General features: G+C 59.4%; 26 protein-coding genes. 19 read left to right on the top strand and 7 right to left on the bottom strand.

The features are described from left to right. Nucleotides 1–27: 27 nt before the first annotated feature. Nucleotides 28–243 (bottom strand): ribosome modulation factor, encoded by a 216-nt coding sequence (gene rmf / locus DBP26_RS13590; protein ID WP_010223328.1) that lies wholly within the window; start codon nt 241–243, stop codon nt 28–30. 581 nt (nt 244–824) lie between these two features. Here rmf and rlmKL point away from each other — a divergent pair. The 5 genes from rlmKL (at nt 825) to DBP26_RS13565 (ending at nt 7,393) form a co-directional block, all read left to right on the top strand. Continuing rightward, complete coding sequence (rlmKL, locus tag DBP26_RS13585; protein WP_108238047.1) at nt 825–3,089, top strand: bifunctional 23S rRNA (guanine(2069)-N(7))-methyltransferase RlmK/23S rRNA (guanine(2445)-N(2))-methyltransferase RlmL; 2,265 nt, start codon at nt 825–827, stop codon at nt 3,087–3,089. Nucleotides 3,090–3,246: 157 nt separating this feature from the next. Then, nucleotides 3,247–5,256 (top strand): diguanylate cyclase, encoded by a 2,010-nt coding sequence (locus tag DBP26_RS13580; protein ID WP_108238048.1) that lies wholly within the window; start codon nt 3,247–3,249, stop codon nt 5,254–5,256. A 131-nt stretch (nt 5,257–5,387) separates the two neighbouring features. Continuing rightward, on the top strand, nt 5,388–5,654 hold the full coding sequence (locus DBP26_RS13575; protein WP_108238049.1) for a PepSY domain-containing protein: 267 nt from the start codon (nt 5,388–5,390) through the stop codon (nt 5,652–5,654). 115 nt (nt 5,655–5,769) lie between these two features. After that, nucleotides 5,770–6,207, top strand: coding sequence for a GNAT family N-acetyltransferase (locus DBP26_RS13570; RefSeq protein WP_108238050.1), 438 nt, complete (start codon nt 5,770–5,772; stop codon nt 6,205–6,207). A gap of 154 nt (nt 6,208–6,361) precedes the next feature. Continuing rightward, a complete protein-coding gene (locus DBP26_RS13565) occupies nt 6,362–7,393 on the top strand; it encodes an Ldh family oxidoreductase (RefSeq protein ID WP_108238051.1) in 1,032 nt (343 codons plus the stop codon). Here DBP26_RS13565 and DBP26_RS13560 read toward each other — a convergent pair. Then, the gene (locus tag DBP26_RS13560) at nt 7,390–7,587 is read right to left on the bottom strand and encodes a hypothetical protein (RefSeq protein ID WP_108238052.1); all 198 of its coding nucleotides are present in this window, start codon (nt 7,585–7,587) and stop codon (nt 7,390–7,392) included. The genes DBP26_RS13565 and DBP26_RS13560 overlap by 4 nt on opposite strands. Nucleotides 7,588–7,801: 214 nt before the next feature. Here DBP26_RS13560 and DBP26_RS13555 point away from each other — a divergent pair, with 214 nt between their 5' ends. Next, the gene (locus DBP26_RS13555; RefSeq protein ID WP_256601458.1) at nt 7,802–7,999 is read left to right on the top strand and encodes a hypothetical protein; all 198 of its coding nucleotides are present in this window, start codon (nt 7,802–7,804) and stop codon (nt 7,997–7,999) included. Nucleotides 8,000–8,043: 44 nt separating this feature from the next. On the opposite strand, the gene DBP26_RS26955 is transcribed toward DBP26_RS13555, so the two are convergent. Next, nucleotides 8,044–8,193 (bottom strand): hypothetical protein, encoded by a 150-nt coding sequence (locus DBP26_RS26955; RefSeq protein WP_158541433.1) that lies wholly within the window; start codon nt 8,191–8,193, stop codon nt 8,044–8,046. Nucleotides 8,194–8,379: 186 nt separating this feature from the next. Between DBP26_RS26955 and DBP26_RS13550 the strand changes: the two genes are divergently transcribed. The 3 genes from DBP26_RS13550 to map all read left to right on the top strand — a co-directional run bounded on the left by DBP26_RS13550 (nt 8,380) and on the right by map (nt 9,828). Then, complete coding sequence (locus DBP26_RS13550; protein WP_108238053.1) at nt 8,380–8,718, top strand: helix-turn-helix transcriptional regulator; 339 nt, start codon at nt 8,380–8,382, stop codon at nt 8,716–8,718. A gap of 73 nt (nt 8,719–8,791) precedes the next feature. Next, nucleotides 8,792–9,046 (top strand): ParD-like family protein, encoded by a 255-nt coding sequence (locus tag DBP26_RS13545; protein WP_108238054.1) that lies wholly within the window; start codon nt 8,792–8,794, stop codon nt 9,044–9,046. After that, nucleotides 9,043–9,828: a type I methionyl aminopeptidase gene (gene map, locus DBP26_RS13540; RefSeq protein ID WP_108238055.1), complete on the top strand. Its 786-nt coding sequence runs from the start codon at nt 9,043–9,045 to the stop codon at nt 9,826–9,828. The genes DBP26_RS13545 and map overlap by 4 nt, the downstream gene beginning before the upstream one ends. Nucleotides 9,829–10,026: 198 nt before the next feature. On the opposite strand, the gene DBP26_RS13535 is transcribed toward map, so the two are convergent. Together DBP26_RS13535 and DBP26_RS13530 are read right to left on the bottom strand one after the other, a co-directional pair. Beyond that, nucleotides 10,027–10,281 (bottom strand): hypothetical protein, encoded by a 255-nt coding sequence (locus tag DBP26_RS13535; RefSeq protein ID WP_108238056.1) that lies wholly within the window; start codon nt 10,279–10,281, stop codon nt 10,027–10,029. 92 nt (nt 10,282–10,373) lie between these two features. Continuing rightward, complete coding sequence (locus DBP26_RS13530; protein WP_108238057.1) at nt 10,374–10,598, bottom strand: DUF6555 family protein; 225 nt, start codon at nt 10,596–10,598, stop codon at nt 10,374–10,376. Nucleotides 10,599–11,071: 473 nt separating this feature from the next. Here DBP26_RS13530 and DBP26_RS13525 point away from each other — a divergent pair, with 473 nt between their 5' ends. Then, the gene (locus DBP26_RS13525; RefSeq protein ID WP_108238058.1) at nt 11,072–11,401 is read left to right on the top strand and encodes a hypothetical protein; all 330 of its coding nucleotides are present in this window, start codon (nt 11,072–11,074) and stop codon (nt 11,399–11,401) included. A gap of 46 nt (nt 11,402–11,447) precedes the next feature. Here DBP26_RS13525 and DBP26_RS13520 read toward each other — a convergent pair whose 3' ends face one another. Together DBP26_RS13520 and DBP26_RS13515 are read right to left on the bottom strand one after the other, a co-directional pair. Beyond that, nucleotides 11,448–12,512: an endonuclease/exonuclease/phosphatase family protein gene (locus tag DBP26_RS13520; protein ID WP_108576127.1), complete on the bottom strand. Its 1,065-nt coding sequence runs from the start codon at nt 12,510–12,512 to the stop codon at nt 11,448–11,450. Between the two features lie 74 nt (nt 12,513–12,586). After that, entirely contained in the window at nt 12,587–12,862 is a 276-nt protein-coding gene (locus DBP26_RS13515; protein ID WP_108238060.1) for a DUF1654 domain-containing protein, read from the bottom strand. Between the two features lie 171 nt (nt 12,863–13,033). On the opposite strand from DBP26_RS13515, the gene DBP26_RS13510 reads away from it, so the two are divergent. The 9 genes from DBP26_RS13510 to DBP26_RS13470 all read left to right on the top strand — a co-directional run bounded on the left by DBP26_RS13510 (nt 13,034) and on the right by DBP26_RS13470 (nt 21,519). Next, on the top strand, nt 13,034–13,258 hold the full coding sequence (locus tag DBP26_RS13510; RefSeq protein ID WP_108238061.1) for a YgdI/YgdR family lipoprotein: 225 nt from the start codon (nt 13,034–13,036) through the stop codon (nt 13,256–13,258). A 654-nt stretch (nt 13,259–13,912) separates the two neighbouring features. Continuing rightward, the gene (locus tag DBP26_RS13505) at nt 13,913–14,872 is read left to right on the top strand and encodes a sugar ABC transporter substrate-binding protein (protein ID WP_108238062.1); all 960 of its coding nucleotides are present in this window, start codon (nt 13,913–13,915) and stop codon (nt 14,870–14,872) included. Nucleotides 14,873–14,935: 63 nt separating this feature from the next. Then, nucleotides 14,936–16,489 carry a sugar ABC transporter ATP-binding protein gene (locus DBP26_RS13500; protein WP_108238063.1) on the top strand — a complete coding sequence of 518 codons (1,554 nt, stop codon included), beginning with the start codon at nt 14,936–14,938 and terminating at the stop codon, nt 16,487–16,489. Continuing rightward, on the top strand, nt 16,486–17,481 hold the full coding sequence (locus tag DBP26_RS13495) for an ABC transporter permease (protein WP_108238064.1): 996 nt from the start codon (nt 16,486–16,488) through the stop codon (nt 17,479–17,481). The genes DBP26_RS13500 and DBP26_RS13495 overlap by 4 nt, the downstream gene beginning before the upstream one ends. A gap of 1 nt (nt 17,482) precedes the next feature. Then, nucleotides 17,483–18,505: a LacI family DNA-binding transcriptional regulator gene (locus tag DBP26_RS13490; protein ID WP_108238065.1), complete on the top strand. Its 1,023-nt coding sequence runs from the start codon at nt 17,483–17,485 to the stop codon at nt 18,503–18,505. A gap of 38 nt (nt 18,506–18,543) precedes the next feature. Further along, complete coding sequence (rbsK, locus tag DBP26_RS13485; protein ID WP_108238066.1) at nt 18,544–19,461, top strand: ribokinase; 918 nt, start codon at nt 18,544–18,546, stop codon at nt 19,459–19,461. Then, nucleotides 19,458–19,862 carry a D-ribose pyranase gene (rbsD, locus tag DBP26_RS13480; protein WP_108238067.1) on the top strand — a complete coding sequence of 135 codons (405 nt, stop codon included), beginning with the start codon at nt 19,458–19,460 and terminating at the stop codon, nt 19,860–19,862. The genes rbsK and rbsD overlap by 4 nt, the downstream gene beginning before the upstream one ends. 42 nt (nt 19,863–19,904) lie before the next feature. Continuing rightward, complete coding sequence (locus tag DBP26_RS13475; RefSeq protein ID WP_108238068.1) at nt 19,905–20,933, top strand: nucleoside hydrolase; 1,029 nt, start codon at nt 19,905–19,907, stop codon at nt 20,931–20,933. Nucleotides 20,934–21,195: 262 nt separating this feature from the next. Further along, nucleotides 21,196–21,519, top strand: coding sequence for an I78 family peptidase inhibitor (locus DBP26_RS13470; RefSeq protein ID WP_108238069.1), 324 nt, complete (start codon nt 21,196–21,198; stop codon nt 21,517–21,519). Nucleotides 21,520–21,524 lie beyond the last annotated feature (5 nt).

The raw sequence follows: 21,524 nt of genomic DNA, 5'->3' as shown, positions 1-21,524 counted from the left end.
AGGTCGGTCACCCGAGTGAAAAGGGTGTCAGCCGACTGCGTGAAGTTCGTTGAGTCTGTGTATACCCGCAGTGCCGGTCATACCGTCCCAGTTGTCGCCGCGTCCCTCTCGCCAGCCGTTGATCCAGGCTTGACGTACCGACGGTAGAGTAAATGGGCAAAGCTCACGGGATTTACCAGTTACGCCGTATTGATATCCGCGCGAAAAAGCTCTTTCCAACGGATCACGCTTAAGTCTTCTCATAGGGTGTTGCCCTCGTTTGTTGACTGTTATGTCCCTGGAGACCTCAGGTTGAGGCCAGGCAGAAATCATCTGCCGTTTCGTCGCCCGCTGCCGGCGTCGCGGGCTCTGCACCCCCGTCATTGCGTCGGAGGTTGAGGTGATTTCTAACCAATGAACCGAAGGGTGTGAATGACCGTTTTGTCATAAGAACGTAACGATTGAAGCTTTAAGGCCATAAGTGATGGGTGGATTCGCCGGGCTTTTTGCCGCCGAGCCCCTGATATGGGGGGCCCTGATCGAATGTGCGACGCGTTCTCATGCGGCCGTGATGGCTGATTGACGTCAGATTTAAAGCGACGAAGGGTCGCCTCTGTGGCTTCTTATTCCCTTTGTTGTCGTGCTGAATCGTGTTTTCAAATCAGATTTCGCGAACCCGGTGGTAGTTGGACCACGGGCTTCGCCGCCGCCTTCGACCTGTATCGTTGCGGCAAATGGGCACAACGGGTGTGCCACGCAGGTGTCCTCTCGGAAAGGCACCTGTTTGAAACAGGGCGGGCAACGCGTTGCCTGGCCACATTACGCCTCATGGCTCTGGAATTCTTATGTCGGACCGCTACGAACTCTTCCTCACCTGTCCCAAAGGGCTGGAAAGCCTGCTCGCTGAGGAGGCCACTGCGCTTGGCTTGCAGGACACCCGCGAACATACCTCGACCATTCGCGGCATCGCCGACATGGAAACCGCCTACCGGCTGTGCCTGTGGTCGCGTTTGGCCAACCGTGTCCTGCTGGTGCTCAAACGCTTTGCGATGAAAAACGCCGATGACTTGTATCACGGCGTCCATGACATCGACTGGGCAGACCATCTGGAGCCCGACGGTACTCTGGCGGTGGAGTTCAGCGGCCATGGCTCGGGCATCGACAACACGCATTTCGGCGCTCTCAAGGTCAAGGATGCCATTGTCGACAAGCTGCGGACCCCCGATGGCGAGCGGCCTTCCATCGATAAGCTGAACCCGGATCTGCGTGTCCACCTGCGTCTGGATCGCGGTGAAGCGATTCTCTCCCTTGACCTGTCCGGCCACAGCCTCCACCAGCGGGGCTATCGCCTGCAGCAGGGCGCCGCGCCGCTCAAGGAAAACCTCGCCGCTGCCGTGCTGATCCGCTCGGGCTGGCCGCGTATCGCTGCCGAAGGAGGCGCGCTGGCTGACCCGATGTGCGGCGTGGGGACGTTCCTCGTGGAAGCAGCGATGATCGCCGCGGACATTGCGCCCAATCTCAAGCGCGAACGCTGGGGTTTTTCCGCGTGGCTGGGCCATGTCCCTGCGCTCTGGCGCAAGCTGCACGACGAGGCGCTGGCCCGCGCCGAGGCGGGGCTGGCTCGTCCACCGTTATGGATACGCGGGTATGAAGCCGATCCGCGGTTGATTCAACCGGGTCGCAATAACGTCGAAAGGGCCGGGCTGTCGGACTGGATCAAAATCTACCAGGGCGAAGTGGCCACCTTCGAGCCGCGTCCGGACCAGAACCAGAAAGGTCTGGTGATCTGCAACCCGCCCTACGGCGAGCGCCTGGGGGACGAAGCGAGCCTGCTGTACCTCTATCAGAACCTCGGCGAGCGTCTGCGTCAGGCCTGTCTCAACTGGGAGGCTGCCGTTTTTACAGGGGCGCCGGACCTGGGCAAGCGCATGGGCATCCGCAGTCATAAACAGTACGCTTTCTGGAACGGTGCGTTGCCCTGCAAACTGTTGCTGATCAAGGTGCGACCGGATCAGTTCGTCACAGGTGAGCGCCTCAGCCCCGAACAGCGTCAGGCCGCCCGTGAACAGGCCGTCTCCGATCCACTGCCAGAGGGGCTGCAGGCGCGCGCGCTGAACAAGAACGGCAACCCCATCAAGCCCGCGCCCGCGCCGGCGGTCGAGCAGCCACGCCTCAGCGAAGGCGGCCAGATGTTCGCCAACCGTCTGCAAAAGAACGTCAAGGGCCTGAGCAAGTGGGTCAAGCGCGAAGGCATCGACTGCTACCGCGTCTACGATGCCGACATGCCTGAATACGCGATGGCCATCGACCTGTATCACGATTGGGTGCATGTTCAGGAATATGCAGCGCCCAAATCGATCGATCCGCAAAAGGCTTCGATCCGCATGTACGACGCCCTGGCGGCTATTCCTCAGGCCTTGAACATCGACAAGAGCCATGTGGTGGTCAAACGTCGCGAGCGCCAGAGCGGGACGAAGCAATATGAGCGTCAAAGCGCGCAAGGCAAGTTCAATGAGGTCAACGAAGGCGGCATCAAGCTGCTGGTCAACTTGACCGACTACCTGGATACCGGGCTGTTCCTCGACCACCGGCCAATGCGCATGCGTATTCAGCGGGAGGCGCAAGGCAAACGTTTTCTCAACCTGTTCTGTTACACCGCCACCGCGACGGTGCATGCCGCCCGGGGCGGTGCCCGCAGCACCACCAGCGTTGACCTGTCGAAAACCTACCTGGATTGGGCGCGTCGTAACCTGTCGCTCAACGGCTTCTCCGACAGACAGCGTCTGGAACGGGGCGATGTGATGGCCTGGCTGGAAAGCAGCCGTGACGAATACGACCTGATCTTCATCGACCCGCCCACTTTCTCCAATTCCAAACGCATGGAAGGGGTGTTCGATGTCCAGCGCGATCACGTGCAACTGATCGACTTGGCCATGGCGCGTCTGGCCAGTGGCGGGGTGTTGTACTTCTCGAACAATTTCCGCAAGTTTCAGATGGAAGAGCATGTGCCTCAGCGCTATGCCGTCGAGGAAATCACTGCACAGACCATCGACCCGGATTTCGCCCGCAATGGGAAAATTCATCGGGCCTGGAAGATCACTGCGCGTTAAGCTGACCTTCCCTGACGGTTAGGCCAGGCCGCAGAGGGCAATGCCTGAAGCGGCCTGGAGTACGCGACATGTAGCACTAGGCAAACTAATGGCTAATAGCTATAACTGAGCTCTGGCCACGGGTCGCAGCAACACTGTGGCGCCATGAGTGCTGGCTATGTCGTCAAATCGGACCCGCGCCAAGATTCTTGGCTTCATCAATGAAGACACCTCGTCCTGGGTCTTGGCCACGTTAGTGTTTTCCGCAGGTGCGGTACTCACGGCGTTATTGGCGCTGGCCAATGTCGAGCTGTATCAGCGCCAATTGCGACAGCGGTTCGAGCTGCTGGCCGCTGAGCGGATCAGCCGTGTCCAGGATCGTCTCGAAGGTCAGATCCGTCGCCTTGACGGCCTTCGTCGCTTTTTCATGTATTCCAATGAGGTCTCGGAGGAGGGCTTCAATGGCTTCTCGCGCCCGTTGTTGATCCTGACGCAAGCTTATTCCTGGGCGCCCAAAGTGCTTGATATCGAACGGTCTCCCTTTGAGCTGCAGGCCCGAGAAGACGGGCACGCCGGTTATTCCGTTCGTGAGCTTTCCAGCGCCGGTGAGTTGGTGTTGGCAGGACGCCGCCCGGTGTACTACCCGGTCCGCTTCAGCCAAAGTCGCAGTACGCTGGCATTGCCTTTCGGTTTCGACCTCAGTTCCGAACCCGTCCGCCGGGCGACGCTGGAGCGTGCGTTGCGGTCCCGCACAATGGCGGCTTCCCCGCGCATCGATCTGGTGGGCCTCGACGCTGAGAACCGCAAGGGGATTCTCTTGGTCGCCCCGGTTTTTCCACGCACCCTTTCCGATCTCGGGCAACCCGGCACGTTCGAGGGGTTTCTGATGGCGGTGATCAGCATGCGCACGATGATGACCGAAGGCTTGCCACCCATCGAACAGGACAACCTGGCGCTTACCTTGGACGACGTCACCTCCTCATCGGAGCCGACACGGCTTTATGATTCGGCCGCCTCTGCCATCCCCAGTGAGTTGTCGATTGTCCGAACGCTGGATTTCGCCGGACGCAGGTTCCAAGTGCAGCTGCGGCCAACGGCCGTTTTTGCGGGCGCCAACCCCTCGTCCAACGAAAGCGTGATCATCCTGGGCGCGTTGCTCAGTTTCATGATCAGCGCGTTGCTCTATGTGCTGATCAGTCAACGTCAGCGCGCGATCCGGCTGGTCGAGCAGCGAACCTTGCAGTTGCGCCAGCGGGAACAGGAGTTGCGCAGCGCTCACAGCCAGTTGACCAATGTCCTGGAGGCCACGACCCAGGTGGCGATCATTGCCACGGACCTGGATGGTGTGATCACGACCTTCAATATCGGCGCGGAAAAGATGCTCGGCTACAGCAGCGCGGAGGTGAGCGGCGTCCTGACGCTGCGTCAGTTGCACCTGTTTTCTGAGCTGGCCGACCACATGTCCGAGCTGAGCCAACGCTACGGCCGACCGATCAAGGCCTGCGAGGCGATGCTGGTGGAAGCCGTTGAAGAACACAGCCACCAGACCAACGACTGGACGTTCGTGCGCCGCGACGGCAGTCACTTGCGCGTCAATATGCAAGTCAGTCCGATGCTCAATGAACACAATCAGTGGGTCGGTTACCTGGCAGTCTGTGTCGATATCACCGAGCGCAAGCGGGTGGAAGAGGAACTGCGCACGATGTCCGTGACGGACGCGCTGACCGGGGTCTTCAACCGACGGTATTTTCAAGAGCGTCTGCAGGCCGAGCTGTCGCGTGTCGGGCGCTACGGTGGAGCATTCGCGGTGGTCATGCTCGACATCGATCATTTCAAGCGCATCAATGACCAGTTGGGTCATGCGGTAGGCGATCGCGTTTTGCAAGCAATCTGCCAACGGCTCAGTCATCGTCTTCGGGGCAGCGATGTGTTTTGCCGCCTTGGTGGCGAGGAGTTCATGATCCTGTGCCCTGACACCGATGGGGCGCAGGCCTATGGGTTGGCCACGGAGCTTAGGGCGGCATTACGCGCCGAGCCGGTGGACGGCGTGGGGCAGGTCACCGCAAGTTTCGGCATCGCGAGCTGGCGCGAGGGTGAAGGTGGCGATTCACTGCTGGTCCGGGCGGATGCCGGGGTGTATGCGGCAAAAATGGCCGGTCGCGACCGGATCGGACCGGAACGGGTGTAGCCGTACCCGCCGTGACCTGGCGTCGAGTCGTTGCATCACTCGGTTACATAACCTCGGCTGAACTATTTTTTTCCACCGGAACTCCAAAAAGTCGCCTGTATAAAGCCCGAAAAGGGAAATGGAGTTCTGAAATGATCAAGACACTGACTGCCGTCGTCCTTGCCACCGCCTCACTGGCCGCCGCACCTTTTGCGTTGGCGGACAAACCTGGCCCTGGCTGGATCACCATCGAGAAGGCCATTGAAAAAGCCAAGTCTGCGGGCTACACGCAGATCTATAAAATCGAAGCCGATGACAATGGCTACTGGGAAGGCGAGGGGCGTAAAGCCGACAGCCTGACGTATGAATTCCGTATCGATGGCACCTCCGGCAACATTCTTCGGGACCAGAAAGACTGATTCCCAGCGGGGGCGTCGAATCCGACGCTCCCTCCATCTCCCTCGCCAGGCTTTACTCCTCCCCACATATCCAACACCCTTGCCACTCTTTTCTCACCCCAGCAGGAAGCGGTGCATGAGTGTGCGTATCGAGTTCAAAAGCAATCCCGACGAAGACGAACGTCTCCAGATTCTGGAACCGCTTCGAGCGTATAACGCCTCGAAAGCGGGGGATGGAATGTCAGAAAAATTTGCCTTTTTTGTACGAGACGAGGAAACCGACGCCGTACTGGGTGGGCTTCACGGGCGCATTCTGTATCGCTGGATGTTTATCGAACTGCTCGTCGTGCCCGAGCGTGCGCGGAGCCAAAAGTTAGGCAGTCGGCTGATGGCCATGGCTGAGGATTTTGCCCGTGAGCAGCAATGCATCGGAGTGTGGCTGGACACCTTCGAATTCCAGGCACCCGGTTTTTATCGCAAGCAGGGTTATCAAGCCTTCGGCCAACTGAGTGATTACCCGCCCGGGCATTCTCGGCTGTTCTTTCAGAAACGACTGGACACAGTCAACGGCTGATCTTCGACGATGCAGGTTGGCGCGGGACTTGCGTAAGCGAGCTGGACGGGAAGCGAGCGTGCGGTTTACCGAATGAAACGCACGCAGTAATCTCCGAACGCATTTCACATTCTGTTCGGCTTCCCCACTTCCAATAATCACGCCGGAGCTTCAGATGCCTTCACCCCGCGACACGGCTGCCACCGAAACCATCTCTTTTGTCGAACTGACCGAGCTGCTACAGCGCATTTTCCTGCGTCACGGAACGTCGCCGGCGGTGGCGCAAGTGCTGGCCGAGAACTGTGCCAGCGCCGAACGGGATGGCTCCCACAGCCATGGGATCTTTCGCATCAAGGGTTACCTGGCCTCATTGGGGGCAGGGTGGGTGGACGGCCAAGCGGTGCCACACGTCGAAGATGTGGGGGCGGCGTTCGTGCGAGTCGACGCTGGCGGTGGCTTCGCTCAGCCGGCGTTGCACGCTGCTAGAGCACTGGTGGTCGAGAAGGCGCGTCACGCAGGCGTCGCGATCCTGGCCATTCGTAATTCCCACCATTTTGCAGCGCTGTGGCCAGACGTCGAACCCTTCGCTCAGGAGGGGCTCGTGGCGTTGAGTGTGGTCAACAGCATGACCTGTGTGGTGCCTCACGGTGCGCAACGGCCCTTGTTCGGCACCAACCCTATCGCCTTCGCCGCCCCACGCGCCGAGGGCCCGCCCATCGTTTTCGACATGGCGACCAGCGCCATTGCCCATGGTGATGTCCAGATCGCGGCGAGGGAAGGGCGCGCCCTTGCACCCGGCATGGGGGTCGATGGCGCGGGCCAACCCACGCAGGACCCCAAGGCCGTGTTGGACGGCGGCGCGCTGCTCACCTTTGGCGGGTACAAAGGATCGGCCCTGTCGATGATGGTCGAGTTGCTCTCGGCTGCGCTCACGGGAGGGCATTTTTCATTTGAGTTCGATATGTCCACCAAACCAGGCGCCCAGACGCCTTGGACCGGACAGTTGATCATCGTGATAGACCCCGACAAAGGCAGCGGACAGTCGTTCGCCCAGCGCAGCGAAGAGCTGGTTCGGCAAATGCACGGCGTGGGGCAGGAGCGGATGCCTGCTGATCGACGTTATCGCCAGCGCCAGAAATCCCTGGCCGAGGGCATCGTGCTGTCTGCGACGGACTTGGCCCATCTTCAAGCGCTGGCGGCGCGCTAGGCCGCTGGCGCTGGAACCCTGCCCGCCAGTTTGACCGCCATCGGATGCTGCAGCGCAATGTGCAGCCGCTGAAGATGGCGGCTGTCCAGTGTTTCGTCCGATGATCGGACTTTGTTCGCACAGGGCATGGCCAGTGCACTGGCGCTGATCGCGGCCAGCACCGACACGAATAGCAGGGCAATGAGCGTCTTCATGGTCGTGTCTCGACGGTAAAGGGAGAATGGGCTACCTCGTTGCACCCTACCTCTGGCAATGGCTGCGCCGGTATCCCGTTACTGCCCCGTGCTTGCCCGATGCTGTTGGATGGCCGCGCAAAGGCGGACGACCGTTCTTCAAGACAGGGCTTGCATCCGTCGTTAAAGAAAAAGTACTGTATGCATGAACAGTATGTGAATAGAGAGATTGACCATGCAGATGAATCACGCTCAAACCGCCTCGCCGTTCATTTCTGAAGTGACAGACGTCACATTCGATAGCGTTTGGGGCAACGCGATGCAACGAGAAGACTTTCTGGCATTGGCGGCCGGTGTCCGGCAATTCAGCCAGGAGCTGGCCGGGCTGACGCTCGTTTCCACTGCTCACCGTGCCGCTGCCGAGCAGGCATAGCCGAGAGAATGCCAGCGTTGCCAACGTTGGTGGTGAGTGGGGTTTCAGTGTTTATAAGTGGAGCGGGCCACGCGGGTTCGCGTCGAAAGATCTTCGGCATCGGGCTGACGCCGTTTGCCCATCTTGATCAGGCTCAACGCGAACAAAGTCCCCATGAGCGACAAGGCACACCACGCCAGGATAAATGTGATCACGTCTGGTTCTCCGAACTGCATGAATCGGGTGCCCGCTACAGGCCGGCATTCCATCCGAATCTATCGGCCATGTTGACGTATTCCTGAGGCCGTAAGGGCAAATCTTGAACAATCGTCGAAGCAATCGCAACTCCCCCGGACCAGTGGGGTCTGGAACTTAACAGCTTACGTTTGAGGCTATTGATCATGAACATTGGCCGACGATTGAAGGAAGAGCGAAAACGTCTTGGGTTGTCTCAGCAGGAGTTTGGCGCTGTGGGTGGTGTTGAAGCCAATGCCCAAGGCAAGTACGAAAGCGGGGAGCGTATTCCTCGCGCTGATTACCTTGCCGACCTGGAAAAGCGAGGCGTCGACATCCTTTATGTGCTGTCAGGCAAGCGAACGCCGTTGGCGATCGATGCGCTCAGCGAAGCGGAGCGAGCAATCATCACGCACTATCGCGCATTGGGCGAAAAGGATCGGTACGCCATTTCGCAATTGGCCGATTCCCTGTCTGAATGTGCACCGGAACATTCCACTGCCTGAAGTGCACTCACCCGTGGTTGTGGTCGAATATATGAAACGTTTATGATTCGTATATTCACGACGAGGGTTACCCATGGGTCTAGTCAAGATTTCCGAACAGATGCACGCCAACATTCGCTCGGCCAGTGCGGCTCTCAGCCGCTCCATCAATGCGCAAGCTGAACACTGGATGCGCATTGGCATGCTGGCCGAGCTCAACCCGGGTCTGACCTACAGCGATATTTCCCAGATGCTGATCCGCGCTGAGTTGACGGGAGACGCTTTGTTCCAGGGGCAAGCCGACTCATCCGAGGGTGGCGACTTCAAGATCGGGGTGGCGACTCGATGAGCATCACTCTGAAAAGCGAAGCCGATATGGTGGGTCTGCGAGTAGCGGGTCGTCTGGCCGCGGACGTACTCGCGATGATTGCGCCCCATGTCAAACCTGGCATCAGCACCGAAGCGTTGGATGACCTGTGCAACGACTATATCGTCAATGTCCTCAAGGTCACGCCTGCCAATGTGGGCTACCACGGGTTCACCAAAACCACCTGCATATCGCCCAATACTGTCGTATGCCACGGCATCCCTTCGCCAGATGACATCCTCAAGGATGGCGATATCGTCAACATCGACGTCGCCGTTATCAAGGATGGCTGGTATGGCGACACCAGTCGCATGTACTACGTCGGCGAGGTGAGCCCGTTGGCAAGGCGTTTGGTAGAGACCACCTACGAGGCGACGCTGGCGGGTATCCATGCCGTGCGCCCAGGCGCGACCCTGGGCGACATCGGGAATGCCATTCAGACGGTCGCTTACCGCGAGGGCTTCAGTGTCGTGCGCGAATATTGCGGCCATGGCATCGGACGTAAATACCATGAAGAACCGCAGGTACTGCATTATGGCGCCGCAGGGAAGGGGCTGAAGCTCAAACCTGGGATGGTGTTCACCATCGAGCCCATGATCAATGCTGGCAAACCAGGAACCCGAGTGCTTGACGACGGCTGGACGGTGCTGACCCGCGACCAGTCACTCTCCGCTCAATGGGAGCACATGGTCGCGGTCACCCCGACTGGTTTTGAACTGCTCACGCCGTGGCCTGACGGGACAGGTGCGTTTCCGCCGGTATGACAGCTTCTTCCCGGACGAATAAAGTCACAATTGATCGAGTGACGAAAACTCGATGGGGCTTGTAGGATTTGTCTCGTTCCCCTGGAGTGCTGCGGCCTGACCGGCTCATGGATGATCAGGCATGCAGCACTTGGGGAGAACACCAGACTATTTCCCCAAAAAGAAACCGGCCTAGGCCGGTTTCTTCGCAGATGCGAGTCAGCCCTGCAACTGCTTCGCCGCATCGACTCCGGCCGAGCTGAGCTTGACCGGGTATTTCAACGATCGCTCGCCCTTGTCGGGGTGATCGACACATCCATCGTGTATCAGACCTGCCTGCTGAAGATGTTCGAGCGTGTCGGCGACGGCATTCTCGCCTCGGTAATTGTCCAGGATTTCCTTGCCCAGCCCGGCAGGGTGGGCGTGCAACAGCCGGGTCAGCACCTCGTGCTTGAGTGCGTTATCGATGGTCATGTTCTTCCTCGCTTTGCTGGTTTGATGAGCGCTGCTTGTAGATACCGACCATCTGCCCCTCGGATCGTTTTGCGTTTCTGCTCAATTGGCTATCAAGTGCGTTTCCATTGAACTTGAGTCACCCCCAGTGCTTCGGCGTAAAGCATCGCCAGGCGCAAGGGGGCAGTGGCCACGCTGCCTTCGAGATTACCGACGCCGGCGTGCAGTGTGGCGTAATGCAGCGCCTCGCTCTCGCACAGGTGCCGGGCATGGTGGGAAAACTGTCGCGGTTCGCCTCTGAATCGGTAATGAATTTCAAAATCCTTAGAGTCATTCATCATGGGCCTGTTGGGCGTCTGATACGCCGGTCTGAAATTGGAGTACTTCCTGATGTACCTGACAGCGTCGCCGGAGGTTGTTGCAGCGATGCTGTCACTTCATTTCGGGATCGATACAGGCTGCTGGAGGGTATCCTGCCTTGGATCGTAATGCGGTTCTCTGCCTGAGAGGCGTCACTGGGTGTCGCTAAAATCGATACTGCCCGACAGAGAATTGCACTGTTTGCCGGTCGTTTGAACTGCGCGCCGATAAGCGGCGATGTGCCATATCTTTTTGAATGGTCCAGCGGTGGTGAGACCCTCGCTCTCTACGCGATTCAATGCTTTTAGAGGAGTCAGGCTATGGTCAGGCCTCCATCGGGCAGGATCGGCTGCATGGCCCTTCAATGATGAAAAAAGGCAATCTGATGGCCCGCATGTCCACCCTTTTCTGAAAAAATCCTTACCTTTCAGGGTATTCCGGGACGTAGCGTATGCGAAGTGTGGGGCTAGGTGTGGCGGCATGGGTCTTGATGATGGCAGCGATGCCTGCGCAAGCCCGTGATATCAGCAAGAACGATCTTCAAGTGTGCAAGTGGGGTTCGGACGTCGCAAAGACGGCTCAGCAATCCAAGCTCGCAGGCACGACCCTCTCCAGCGCTCGCAAGCACCTGCAAAAGCGCCATTATTCACAGCCGTGGATGCGAAAGATGGCGCTAGGCATCACTGAGCAGACCTATAAAAGTCCGTCCCGCCTCAAGCCTGTAGCGGTCAAACAGGCCTATTACGAAGGCTGCGTTCAGCATGATCTGGCGCGCAAGTGAGCAGGGGGCAGTGACGCCGACATGGGCGTCTCTGCCTGGATTGAGTTCAATGGCAATTGCCGGCGAGGTGGTAATGTTGCGCTTCTGCAGCGGCTGCGCTGATGAACTCGACGCGGTTCTTCTCTGACACGCTGTTGTAGGAAGGGCAGTCAGGGCGATGGTAGACCATGGTTTTCTTGTTTCCACGGATCGCTACCGTAAGGGGCTTGGTGCTGCCAGGGTTCACAGCGGCAGGCCGCATCGGGTTGGGCGCATTGGGTCTGGCAGCGCGCGCACTGTTGGCCGTGACGCTTTCCATCAGGCTGGCGCGGAGGAAAATGGGCGCGTGGTCAGAAACCTTCTCCCGCCCTTGGGCATGGGTCAGTCCGAGAAATTTCGGGTAGTTGAATACCTCCACGGCCCTGACCTTGATCGCTGAATCCTTACTGATGAAGATGTTGTCGTACAGGTTGGAAAATTTGCCGTCAGTGGTGGACAGTGTGCTGGCACCCTGGAGCATCAGCGGGCGAGCGCTGTCATCGAGCTTTTCCCAGGCAGAAGAAGTGGGCGGTGTGTTGAAGTCACCCACCAGCAGGATCGCGTTATTGCCCGGGTAGGTCTCTTTCAACCAGGTCCAGTAACTGGACAGCGCTGTAATCTCTGACGCACGATCCGCCTGATTTTTGCCGTAGAGAATGTGCACGGTGGCCACCACGAAGGTGGTGTCGTCCTTGAGCGATCTGAAGCGCGCGGAGTAGGGCTCGCGCTCGAAGGTGTCGCCGCGATCCAGGTAGGTTACGGCGCCATCTTCATAGCTCACTGCATCATCGCGCCAGATGAAACCGTACATCTCTTTATAAGAGGAACGGCCCACGGCATGGGAAGCCATTGCGCTCCAGTGTTTGCCGGTCTGGCGCGTCAATTCTTGCGCAAGGGTTTGGAGCGCTTGCTCGCTCATCAGCTCTTGTATCGCAAGGAAATCGACACGTTGCGCGACTTTGGCAATCGCCTGAAAGTCCTTGGTCGGGCGCACATTCAAGTGTTCCAGGTTCCAAGTGCCCATGTTGAGGTCAGCGTGAGCGTGGGGCAGGAGGGCGAAGGTCAGTACAAGCGAAGCGAACACTCTAAACATGAAAGACAGCCAGGCAAATTGAAACGAAAATGAGCCGTTCGTACCGACTCGTGGGTGGTGCGCAGACCGAGGGGTCAATCTTCTCTAGGCACGGTCCAGAAAATCTGTACGCCTCCATCGTCACGCCACGCCAGGGTCACGTTATCGTTCTCGGCGATTTCCTCCAGCAGTTGGCTCCAATCATCTTCCTGTTCGTTGGCGAGCCGGAAAAGCAACGCCGATCGTGAGCGCTGGGCAGTGGGTGAGTTGATGATTTTCTGAATGCGCGAGGCCAGTTGCTCATAAGAAGCCGGCGCGGGAGCGAGACTGTCGGACACGAATGAATCCTTTTGTTTTAACTGTATGCGCATACAGTATTTTATCGTGGGGGATTTCGCAATGGGACTTAGGAATATTCATCAACCCGGCCAACTCCTTGATTCGTATAGGAGAGCGGGCAATCTCGAACCAAAAGCGCTCGCGCCGATCAGATGCTCTGTCGGCGAATCAGTTCGCACCGGCCATGAGAACGAGGAGTCAGCATGAAGATGAAAAGCGTGGGGCCGCTTCTGGCGTTGGTAAGTTGCGTGTGGCTGGCAGGGTGCTCTACTGCGACCGTGGTGACGTTGCAGAACGGTACGCAGTATGTGACCAAGGACCTGCCGAAAACCAAGAACAAGGATGGCTTCTATGAGTTCGAAGACATCTCGGGCAAAAAAGTGAAAGTTCGGGCTGATGAGGTCGCAACGGTCAAGGAAGAAGATTGAAGACCAGCCCCTGATCGAACACCGTTCGATCAGGCATCCTGACGCGCATCGGATGGTGGAGCAGGGCAGCGTCAACCGTGATCCCTGAGTCGGGAGGGATAGGTGGACAACCCACTCGAACGCCGGCCGGAGGCTGATCGAATCCGTGTGATCTCCTCCCGCAGCCTGTCTCGCACCACCATCTGCTGCTCTGGCGACAGCGACTCGTACCACTGGCGCTGGGCCTCTCTGTCTCGCCCCACAGGACTCGCCCCCGGCAGGGACGCAATCATGGAGTGCACGAATTCCGAGGCAGGATCGGATCCTGCCTCCGCTGGGATTTCGTTTGTAGCCGGGCTTGTCATTATTACTCCCGCAGTTCATCGGTAAAGCCATGGGGAATGGCGATGTCAGATAGCCTCTATCTTAGCGCATCTATAGGTTTTACAGAGGATTAGCACACGGATTTAGCGTACTGCTTGAGGTGTAAGGGGGCGATTGCCGCCGTTGGCGTCATACAAGAGGGCGGCTGCGCGCCGCAGGGATCGAGCGAGCAGTTGACAAAGGCCTGAAGGATTACCATAGTTCGGCTCACGCAAACGTTTGCGGTCCCATCGTTCCTCGACCGGGATTCAAACGGTGCCGATACAATAATCATAATGTCGGAGTGATCCCATGAAGCTGCCCTTCGCTGCACGTCTTCTCGCTGTCGCCATGCTCACCGCGAGCTCCCTTTCCCTGCCTTTCTCGTCCGCTTACGCCGACGAAGCCAAAAAGCCGACCGTCGCGCTGGTGATGAAGTCCCTGGCTAATGAGTTCTTCCTGACCATGGAAGACGGCGCCAAGGACTATCAGAAGCAACACTCCGCCGACTTCGATCTGATTTCCAACGGCATCAAGAACGAATCCGATACCGCCGCGCAGATTGACATCGTCAACCAGATGATCGTCAAAAAGGTCGATGCCTTGGTCATAGCCCCTGCTGATTCCAAAGCGCTGGCGTCGGTGATCAAGAAGGCCATCGACGCCGGGATCAAAGTCGTCAACATCGACAACCAGCTTGATCCCGAAGTGCTGAAAAGCAAGAACATCGAAGTGCCGTTCGTAGGGCCGAATAACCGCAAGGGCGCGAAATTGGTCGGCGACTATTTGGCCAAACAGCTCACGGCGGGTGATCAGGTCGGGATCATCGAAGGTGTTCCGACCACCACCAACGCGCAGCAACGCACTGCCGGTTTCAAGGATGCAATGGACGCTGCGCAGATGAAAATCGTGTCCACGCAATCGGGTAACTGGGAAATCGATAAAGGCAATGCCGTCGCCTCGGCGATGCTTAACGAGTACCCGAACCTGAAGGCGCTGCTGGCCGGAAACGACAGCATGGCATTGGGCGCCGTGTCCGCGGTCAGGGCGGCGGGCAAAGCGGGCAAGGTGCAAGTCGTGGGCTACGACAACATCAATGCGATCAAGCCAATGCTCAAGGATGGTCGCGTACTTGCGACCGCTGACCAGTTCGCCGCGCGTCAGGCCGTGTTTGGCATCGACACGGCACTGAAGATGATCAAAGGCGACAAGCTCGACATCAAGGACGGCGTCATCGAGACCCCTGTCGAATTGGTCACCAAGCCGCAATAAGCCGTTTTCCTATCATCCGTAACGACCGCCTGTTCTTTAGGGAGCAGGCGTGTGGAGAGCGCTATGCCAGCGTCTGCTCAGACCGCTGTTCTATCTGTCAGCGGCATCGGCAAAACCTACGTCCAACCTGTTCTCGGCGATATCGACCTGACGCTCGTGCGTGGCGAGGTACTGGCGCTGACCGGAGAAAACGGTGCCGGTAAAAGCACCCTGTCGAAAATCATCGGCGGCTTGGTCACGCCAACCACGGGCCACATGCAATTTCATGGGCAACCCTATGCGCCTGGCAGCCGTAGCGAGGCAGAGAAGCTGGGGGTGCGCATGGTGATGCAGGAACTGAACCTGCTGCCCACTCTGTCCGTTGCCGAAAACTTGTTCCTTGATCACTTGCCCAGCCGCGCGGGCTTCATCAACCGCAAGAAGCTCCGTGAGCAGGCCATCAAGGCCATGGCCCAGGTGGGACTGGATGCGATCGACCCGGATACGCCGGTCGGCGAGTTGGGCATTGGCCACCAGCAGATGGTGGAGATCGCGCGAAATCTGATTGGCGATTGCCATGTCCTGATCCTCGATGAGCCGACGGCAATGTTGACGGCCAGGGAGGTCGAGATGCTTTTCGAGCAGATGTCTCGCCTTCAGGACCGGGGCGTTTCCATCATTTACATTTCCCACCGTCTGGAAGAACTGGCCCGTATCGCCCAACGCATCGCTGTACTGCGCGATGGCAAGCTGGTGTGCGTGGACGCGATGGCCCAATACAACAGCGAACAGTTGGTTACCTTGATGGTGGGGCGTGAGTTGGGGGAGCACATCGACCTGGGTCAGCGTGCTATCGGAGAAGTGGCCCTGTCGGTCAAGGGGCTTGGTCGATCCGACAAGGTGCGTGATGTCTCCTTCGACGTGCGTGCCGGGGAGATTTTTGGCATTTCCGGACTGATCGGTGCGGGCCGGACTGAATTGTTGCGCCTGATTTACGGTGCCGACGTCGCCGACAGCGGCACGGTGTCGGTTGGCAATCCTCTACGCCCGGTGCGTCTCAGTTCGCCGGTCGACGCCGTCCGTCATGGCATCGCCCTCATCACCGAAGACCGCAAAGGTGAGGGGCTGCTGCTGACGCAGTCCATCAGTGCAAACATCGCGTTGGGCAACATGGGCGCCATTTCCACTTCTGGCGTGGTCAACGGCGGCGCTGAAATGGCATTGGCCCGTCGCCAGGTGGATGCCATGCGTATCCGCAGTTCCAGCCCGACACAGCTCGTTTCCGAGTTGTCCGGGGGCAATCAACAGAAGGTGGTCATCGGACGCTGGCTGGAGCGCGACTGCCAGGTGATGCTGTTCGACGAGCCGACCCGCGGAATCGACGTCGGCGCCAAATTCGACATTTATGCGTTGCTGGGCGAATTGACCCGCCAAGGCAGGGCGTTGGTGGTGGTCTCCAGCGACCTGCGCGAGTTGATGTTGATCTGCGACCGGATCGGTGTGTTGTCCGCAGGCCGGCTGATCGACATCTTTGATCGCGACACCTGGACCCAGGACCAACTGCTCGCCGCTGCCTTCGCTGGCTATCAAAAACGTGATGCGCTGCTGTCAGACGCTGCGCTCGGGGATTCTCGATGAAGACTTCAACCACTCCTGCCGCGTTGCCTTCGCCCGCTAAACGCACCGGCCATTATTTCGGCCTGGGCACTTACTTGGGGTTGGCGGGCGCTTTACTGGCGATGATCGTGCTGTTTTCGCTGCTCAGTGATCATTTCCTGTCCTACGAAACGTTCAGCACCCTGGCCAACCAGATTCCAGACCTGATGGTGCTCGCCGTCGGCATGACGTTCATCCTGATCATCGGCGGCATCGACCTGTCGGTCGGCTCGGTGCTCGCCCTTGCCGCGTCGGCGGTCAGCGTCGCCATGCTGAGGTGGGGATGGGGTGTGCTGCCCTCTGCGCTGCTGGGGATGGTGTGTGCCACTGCCGCAGGTACCTTGACCGGATCGATTACCGTCGGATGGCGAATCCCTTCGTTCATCGTTTCGCTCGGTGTGCTGGAGATGGCTCGAGGCGTGGCGTATCAATTGACCGACTCACGTACGGCCTATATCGGTGATGCCTTCGCCTGGCTGTCGAACCCTTTCGCCTTTGGCATCTCCCCTTCTTTCATTATCGCCCTGGTGGTGATCCTCGTCGCCCAGACTGTGCTGACCCGCACGGTATTCGGGCGTTACCTGATAGGCATCGGCACCAACGAAGAGGCCGTACGTCTGGCAGGCATCAATCCCAAACCCTACAAGATTCTGGTGTTTTCGCTCATGGGGTTGCTGGCGGGACTGGCAGCGTTGTTTCAGATTTCCCGCCTGGAAGCAGCAGATCCGAACGCCGGTTCCGGCCTTGAACTGCAGGTCATCGCGGCCGTGGTCATTGGTGGCACCAGCCTGATGGGGGGGCGTGGTTCTGTCATCAGCACGTTTTTCGGGGTGTTGATCATTTCGGTGCTGGCGGCCGGATTGGCGCAGATCGGCGCGACCGAGCCGACCAAGCGCATCATCACGGGGGCCGTGATCGTCGTCGCGGTTGTTCTGGACACCTACCGCAGTCATCGCGCACGGCGGCGTGGCTGATATGGCAACCATCAAAGATGTGGCTGCAATTGCGGGGATTTCCTACACGACGGTTTCCCACGTCCTGAACAATACGCGACCGGTGAGCGACGAGGTGCGCAAAAAAGTCGAAGCGGCCATTGCCCAACTGGATTACGTTCCCAGCGCGGTGGCACGCTCGCTCAAGGCGAAGTCGACTGCCACGATAGGCCTGTTGATTCCCAACGGCATCAACCCGTATTTCGCTGAATTGGCCCGGGGCATCGAGGATTACTGCGAGCGCAATGGGTTCTGCGTCATTCTCTGCAACTCGGACGACAATCTGGAGAAACAGCGCAACTACCTGCGCGTGTTGCTCGAAAAGCGGGTCGATGGCTTGATCGTTTCGTCCGTGGGCGGAGGCGACAGCCTCGCCGACAGCCTGTGCGCGGTCCGGACGCCGATGGTCATCGTTGACCGGGATCTGGAGAATGTCACTGCGGACCTGGTGCGCATCGATCATGAGCTTGGCGGGTATCTCGCCACCTCGCACCTGCTTGAATGGGGGCATCGTCACATCGCCTGTATCTGTGGTCCGGAGCACACCAGCGTGGCGCGCATGCGCCTGGCCGGGTATCGGCGGGCAATGTTCGAGCGTGGCGTGCCCGTGCGTGAGCACTGGGTGGTGGAAAGTGATTTCACCGGCCCCAGCGGTTATCAGGCGGCTTCTCGGCTGCTGGAGGGCGAGCGCCCGACGGCGATTTTCGCTGCCAACGATATGGTCGGCATCGGCGTGTTGCGCGCCGCGGCCGAACGAAACCTCAAGGTGCCTGCAGACTTGTCGGTGATCGGTTTCGACGACATCCAGATGAGCCAGTACGTCTACCCGGCGCTGACGACGGTCGGGCAATCGATCCTGCAACTGGGCGAGCGTGCGGCGGAGGTTCTGCTGAATCGAATTTCAACGCGCGCCGCGGTGCCGATTCAGAGGCTGATCGTGGCACCGAGCATCGTGCTGCGCGAGTCCACGGCAGCCCCGGCTAACGCCTTCACTGAATTTCGCTGAACCGGCCGCGAAGGTGCCGGAGAGAAGAGTACGACGTCATGCAAGCAAACGTAGTGATAGTGGGCAGTCTCAACATGGACCTGGTCACCCGGGCGCCCCGCCTGCCACGGGCGGGGGAGACGCTGGCCGGGCAATCATTCGTCACGGTGCCGGGCGGCAAGGGGGCGAACCAGGCCGTCGCCGCTGCTCGTTTGGGCGCCCGTGTGGCGATGATCGGTTGCGTCGGTGACGATGCTTATGGCGAACAGTTGCGCTCGGCCCTGCTCAGCGAAGGGGTCGATTGCCAGGCGGTGACGACCGTGCCAGGCATCTCGACGGGCGTTGCGCTGATCGTGGTCGATGACAGCAGCCAGAATGCGATCGTGATCGTCGCTGGAGGCAATGGTTGCCTCTCCGCCGCGGTGGTGAACCGGTTCGATACGCTTCTCAGCCAGGCCGAGGTCATCATTTGTCAGTTGGAGACGCCGACCGAGACGGTCGGGCATGTCCTCAAGCGCGGCCGAGAACTGGGCAAGACCGTCATCCTCAACCCGGCACCCGCGACCGGTCCGTTGCCTGACCAATGGTGCGGGTGGATCGATTACCTGATCCCCAACGAGAGCGAGGCGGCCCTTTTGACCGGCCTGCCGGTCGACAGTATCGCCTCCGCGCAAGCCGCCGCGTCGGCATTGATGAGGGCAGGGGTTGGCAAGGTGGTCGTCACATTGGGCGAGCAGGGGGCCGTCTTCGCCACGCGGGAGGGGGCACAGCACTTCGCTGCGCCCCGCGTTCAACCGGTCGACACCACGGCAGCCGGAGACACCTTCGTGGGTGGTTTCGCCGCGGCCCTGGCAGCAGGGCAGTCCGAAGCCGAGGCCATCCGCTATGGTCAGATCGCCGCTGCGCTGTCTGTCACGCGGGCCGGTGCCCAGCCTTCCATTCCCAGCAGACAAGACGTTCAGGACTACCGACCATGAAGAAGACTCCGCTGCTCAACATTGCGCTGTCGCGCGTCGTGGCGTCCCTCGGGCACGGTGATACCCTTCTGATCGTCGACGCCGGCATGCCGGTACCGCCTGGCGTCGAGCTCATCGACCTGGCAGTTACCCAGGGTGTACCGGATTTCATGACGGTCCTGGCCACGGTGCTGGCCGAGATGCAGGTGGAGAGCCATGTGCTGGCAGACGAGATGCTCGCTCGGCAACCGCCAGCCCTGGCAGGCATCCAGGCACTGCGTGCAGCTGGAAGCCTAGGCCAGCAGCGCTTGATCAGTCATGACGCCTTGAAGCAATTGAGCCGTAACGCGCGGGCGATCGTGCGCACAGGTGAATGCCAGCCTTACACCAACATCGCCCTGGTGGCGGGTGTCGTTTTCTGACAACTTCGACCAGGCTTACACCGAAGAAACAGGGAGTTTCCAATGCCGAAATATCGTCGTATTGCCATTCAACTCATCAGGAGTCTTGCACTGTTGGCCATTTTCTCCGGTACAGCGGCTCATGGAGCGGAAAGGCGTGATGTGATCATCGACACCGACCCAGGTGCGGATGACGTGGTGGCACTCCTGCTGGCTCTGGCCTCTCCTGAAGCGTTGAATGTGCTGGCCATCACAACCGTGGCCGGTAACGTGCGGATCGACAAGACCTCGCGCAATGCGCGCCTGGCCCGTGAATGGGCGGGGCGCGACGAGGTGCCGGTATATGCGGGCGCGGGCCAGCCGTTGGTCCGAACGCCCATCTACGCGGAAAACATCCATGGCGCGGAAGGCTTGCCGGGTGTCGCGGTGTACGAGCCGAAACACGGCCTGGCCAAAGGCAATGCTGTGCAGTACCTGATCGATACGCTGGGCAAGGCGGCCCCTCACAGCGTCACCGTCGCCATGCTGGGGCCGCAGACCAACCTGGCATTGGCATTGATTCAGGCACCTGAGATCACTCGCGGGATCAAGGAAGTGGTGGTCATGGGAGGTGCGCACTTCAACGGCGGGAACATCACGCCGGTGGCGGAATTCAACCTTTTCGCCGACCCTGACGCGGCGAAAGTCGTGCTGGCCAGTGGCGTCAAGCTGACCTACGTGCCGCTCGACGTCACTCACAAGATGCTGACCAGCGATCAGCGCATCCAGAAAATCAAGGGCTTGAACAACCGGGCCGGGGAGCGGGTTGCTGACATTCTCAACGAATACGTCAAGGCCGACATGGTGCACTACGGGCTCCCCGGCGGGCCTGTGCACGATGCCAGCGTCATCGCATGGCTGCTCAAGCCTGACCTGTTCAGTGGCAGGCAGATCAACCTCGCGATCGATAATCGAGAGGGCGTCACGATGGGCCAGACCGTGGCTGACTGGTACGACACGCTAGGGCGACCCAAGAACGTCTACTGGGTCGAAAGCGGTGACGCTCAGGGCTTCTTCGACTTGCTGACGGATCGTCTTGCGCGCTTGAAATGAGGCCTGTCCCCCTCCCACCGCAGGGGCGGAGGCAGGTTCCTTTCAGTCGGGCCTGCCGACCGTCTCGCTGCCTGGAAGCTGCGATTGTGATGACCGTCCCAAACGTTTTGTGACGATTTGCTTGCCGGCCGGGCCGCTGGCTCGGGCAGACTTCTTGCCTCAATCAAGCAACGGCATGGCCGGTCGACAGCATCCGCGCGAAACCATGTCATCCGGGTGCTGTCGCACACAGGCTTGTCTATGTAAATCTCAAGGAGGCGGTATGCCCTGGAAATACGCGTCATCGGGTCTGGTTCTGGTCGCTGCGGTACTGGCCGGTTGCAGCAGTACGTCGGAGTCGACACAGCCCTCGGCGAATGCTTCGCCTTCGGATTCAGCCTACTCCCGGTGCGATGCGGCGGCCGCGCAGTTCGCCCTTGGTAAACCGGCTTCTGCAGCGTTGCTGGAGCAGGCGCGAGTGAAGGCGGGCGCGCAGACAGCCCGTGTGCTGGGCCCCAACGACATGGTCACCCTGGAATATCGCTCCGATCGGCTGAATCTGAACACCGACAAGAGCGCAACGGTGAATCGCGTGAACTGTGGCTGACGCTT

The organism is Pseudomonas sp. RIT409 (assembly GCF_003052515.2).
Classification (GTDB): domain Bacteria; phylum Pseudomonadota; class Gammaproteobacteria; order Pseudomonadales; family Pseudomonadaceae; genus Aquipseudomonas.
Note: the sequence above shows the minus strand (reverse complement) of the source record. Positions and strands in the feature narration are given on the sequence as shown.

Coding starts and splice junctions, on each gene's coding strand:
- rmf (WP_010223328.1), bottom strand. CDS start 243: ATGAGAAGACTTAAGCGTGATCCGTTGGAAAGAGCTTTTTCGCGCGGA.
- rlmKL (WP_108238047.1), top strand. CDS start 825: ATGTCGGACCGCTACGAACTCTTCCTCACCTGTCCCAAAGGGCTGGAA.
- DBP26_RS13580 (WP_108238048.1), top strand. CDS start 3,247: ATGTCGTCAAATCGGACCCGCGCCAAGATTCTTGGCTTCATCAATGAA.
- DBP26_RS13575 (WP_108238049.1), top strand. CDS start 5,388: ATGATCAAGACACTGACTGCCGTCGTCCTTGCCACCGCCTCACTGGCC.
- DBP26_RS13570 (WP_108238050.1), top strand. CDS start 5,770: ATGAGTGTGCGTATCGAGTTCAAAAGCAATCCCGACGAAGACGAACGT.
- DBP26_RS13565 (WP_108238051.1), top strand. CDS start 6,362: ATGCCTTCACCCCGCGACACGGCTGCCACCGAAACCATCTCTTTTGTC.
- DBP26_RS13560 (WP_108238052.1), bottom strand. CDS start 7,587: ATGAAGACGCTCATTGCCCTGCTATTCGTGTCGGTGCTGGCCGCGATC.
- DBP26_RS13555 (WP_256601458.1), top strand. CDS start 7,802: ATGCAGATGAATCACGCTCAAACCGCCTCGCCGTTCATTTCTGAAGTG.
- DBP26_RS13550 (WP_108238053.1), top strand. CDS start 8,380: ATGAACATTGGCCGACGATTGAAGGAAGAGCGAAAACGTCTTGGGTTG.
- DBP26_RS13545 (WP_108238054.1), top strand. CDS start 8,792: ATGGGTCTAGTCAAGATTTCCGAACAGATGCACGCCAACATTCGCTCG.
- map (WP_108238055.1), top strand. CDS start 9,043: ATGAGCATCACTCTGAAAAGCGAAGCCGATATGGTGGGTCTGCGAGTA.
- DBP26_RS13535 (WP_108238056.1), bottom strand. CDS start 10,281: ATGACCATCGATAACGCACTCAAGCACGAGGTGCTGACCCGGCTGTTG.
- DBP26_RS13530 (WP_108238057.1), bottom strand. CDS start 10,598: ATGAATGACTCTAAGGATTTTGAAATTCATTACCGATTCAGAGGCGAA.
- DBP26_RS13525 (WP_108238058.1), top strand. CDS start 11,072: ATGCGAAGTGTGGGGCTAGGTGTGGCGGCATGGGTCTTGATGATGGCA.
- DBP26_RS13520 (WP_108576127.1), bottom strand. CDS start 12,512: ATGTTTAGAGTGTTCGCTTCGCTTGTACTGACCTTCGCCCTCCTGCCC.
- DBP26_RS13515 (WP_108238060.1), bottom strand. CDS start 12,862: ATGCGCATACAGTTAAAACAAAAGGATTCATTCGTGTCCGACAGTCTC.
- DBP26_RS13510 (WP_108238061.1), top strand. CDS start 13,034: ATGAAGATGAAAAGCGTGGGGCCGCTTCTGGCGTTGGTAAGTTGCGTG.
- DBP26_RS13505 (WP_108238062.1), top strand. CDS start 13,913: ATGAAGCTGCCCTTCGCTGCACGTCTTCTCGCTGTCGCCATGCTCACC.
- DBP26_RS13500 (WP_108238063.1), top strand. CDS start 14,936: ATGCCAGCGTCTGCTCAGACCGCTGTTCTATCTGTCAGCGGCATCGGC.
- DBP26_RS13495 (WP_108238064.1), top strand. CDS start 16,486: ATGAAGACTTCAACCACTCCTGCCGCGTTGCCTTCGCCCGCTAAACGC.
- DBP26_RS13490 (WP_108238065.1), top strand. CDS start 17,483: ATGGCAACCATCAAAGATGTGGCTGCAATTGCGGGGATTTCCTACACG.
- rbsK (WP_108238066.1), top strand. CDS start 18,544: ATGCAAGCAAACGTAGTGATAGTGGGCAGTCTCAACATGGACCTGGTC.
- rbsD (WP_108238067.1), top strand. CDS start 19,458: ATGAAGAAGACTCCGCTGCTCAACATTGCGCTGTCGCGCGTCGTGGCG.
- DBP26_RS13475 (WP_108238068.1), top strand. CDS start 19,905: ATGCCGAAATATCGTCGTATTGCCATTCAACTCATCAGGAGTCTTGCA.
- DBP26_RS13470 (WP_108238069.1), top strand. CDS start 21,196: ATGCCCTGGAAATACGCGTCATCGGGTCTGGTTCTGGTCGCTGCGGTA.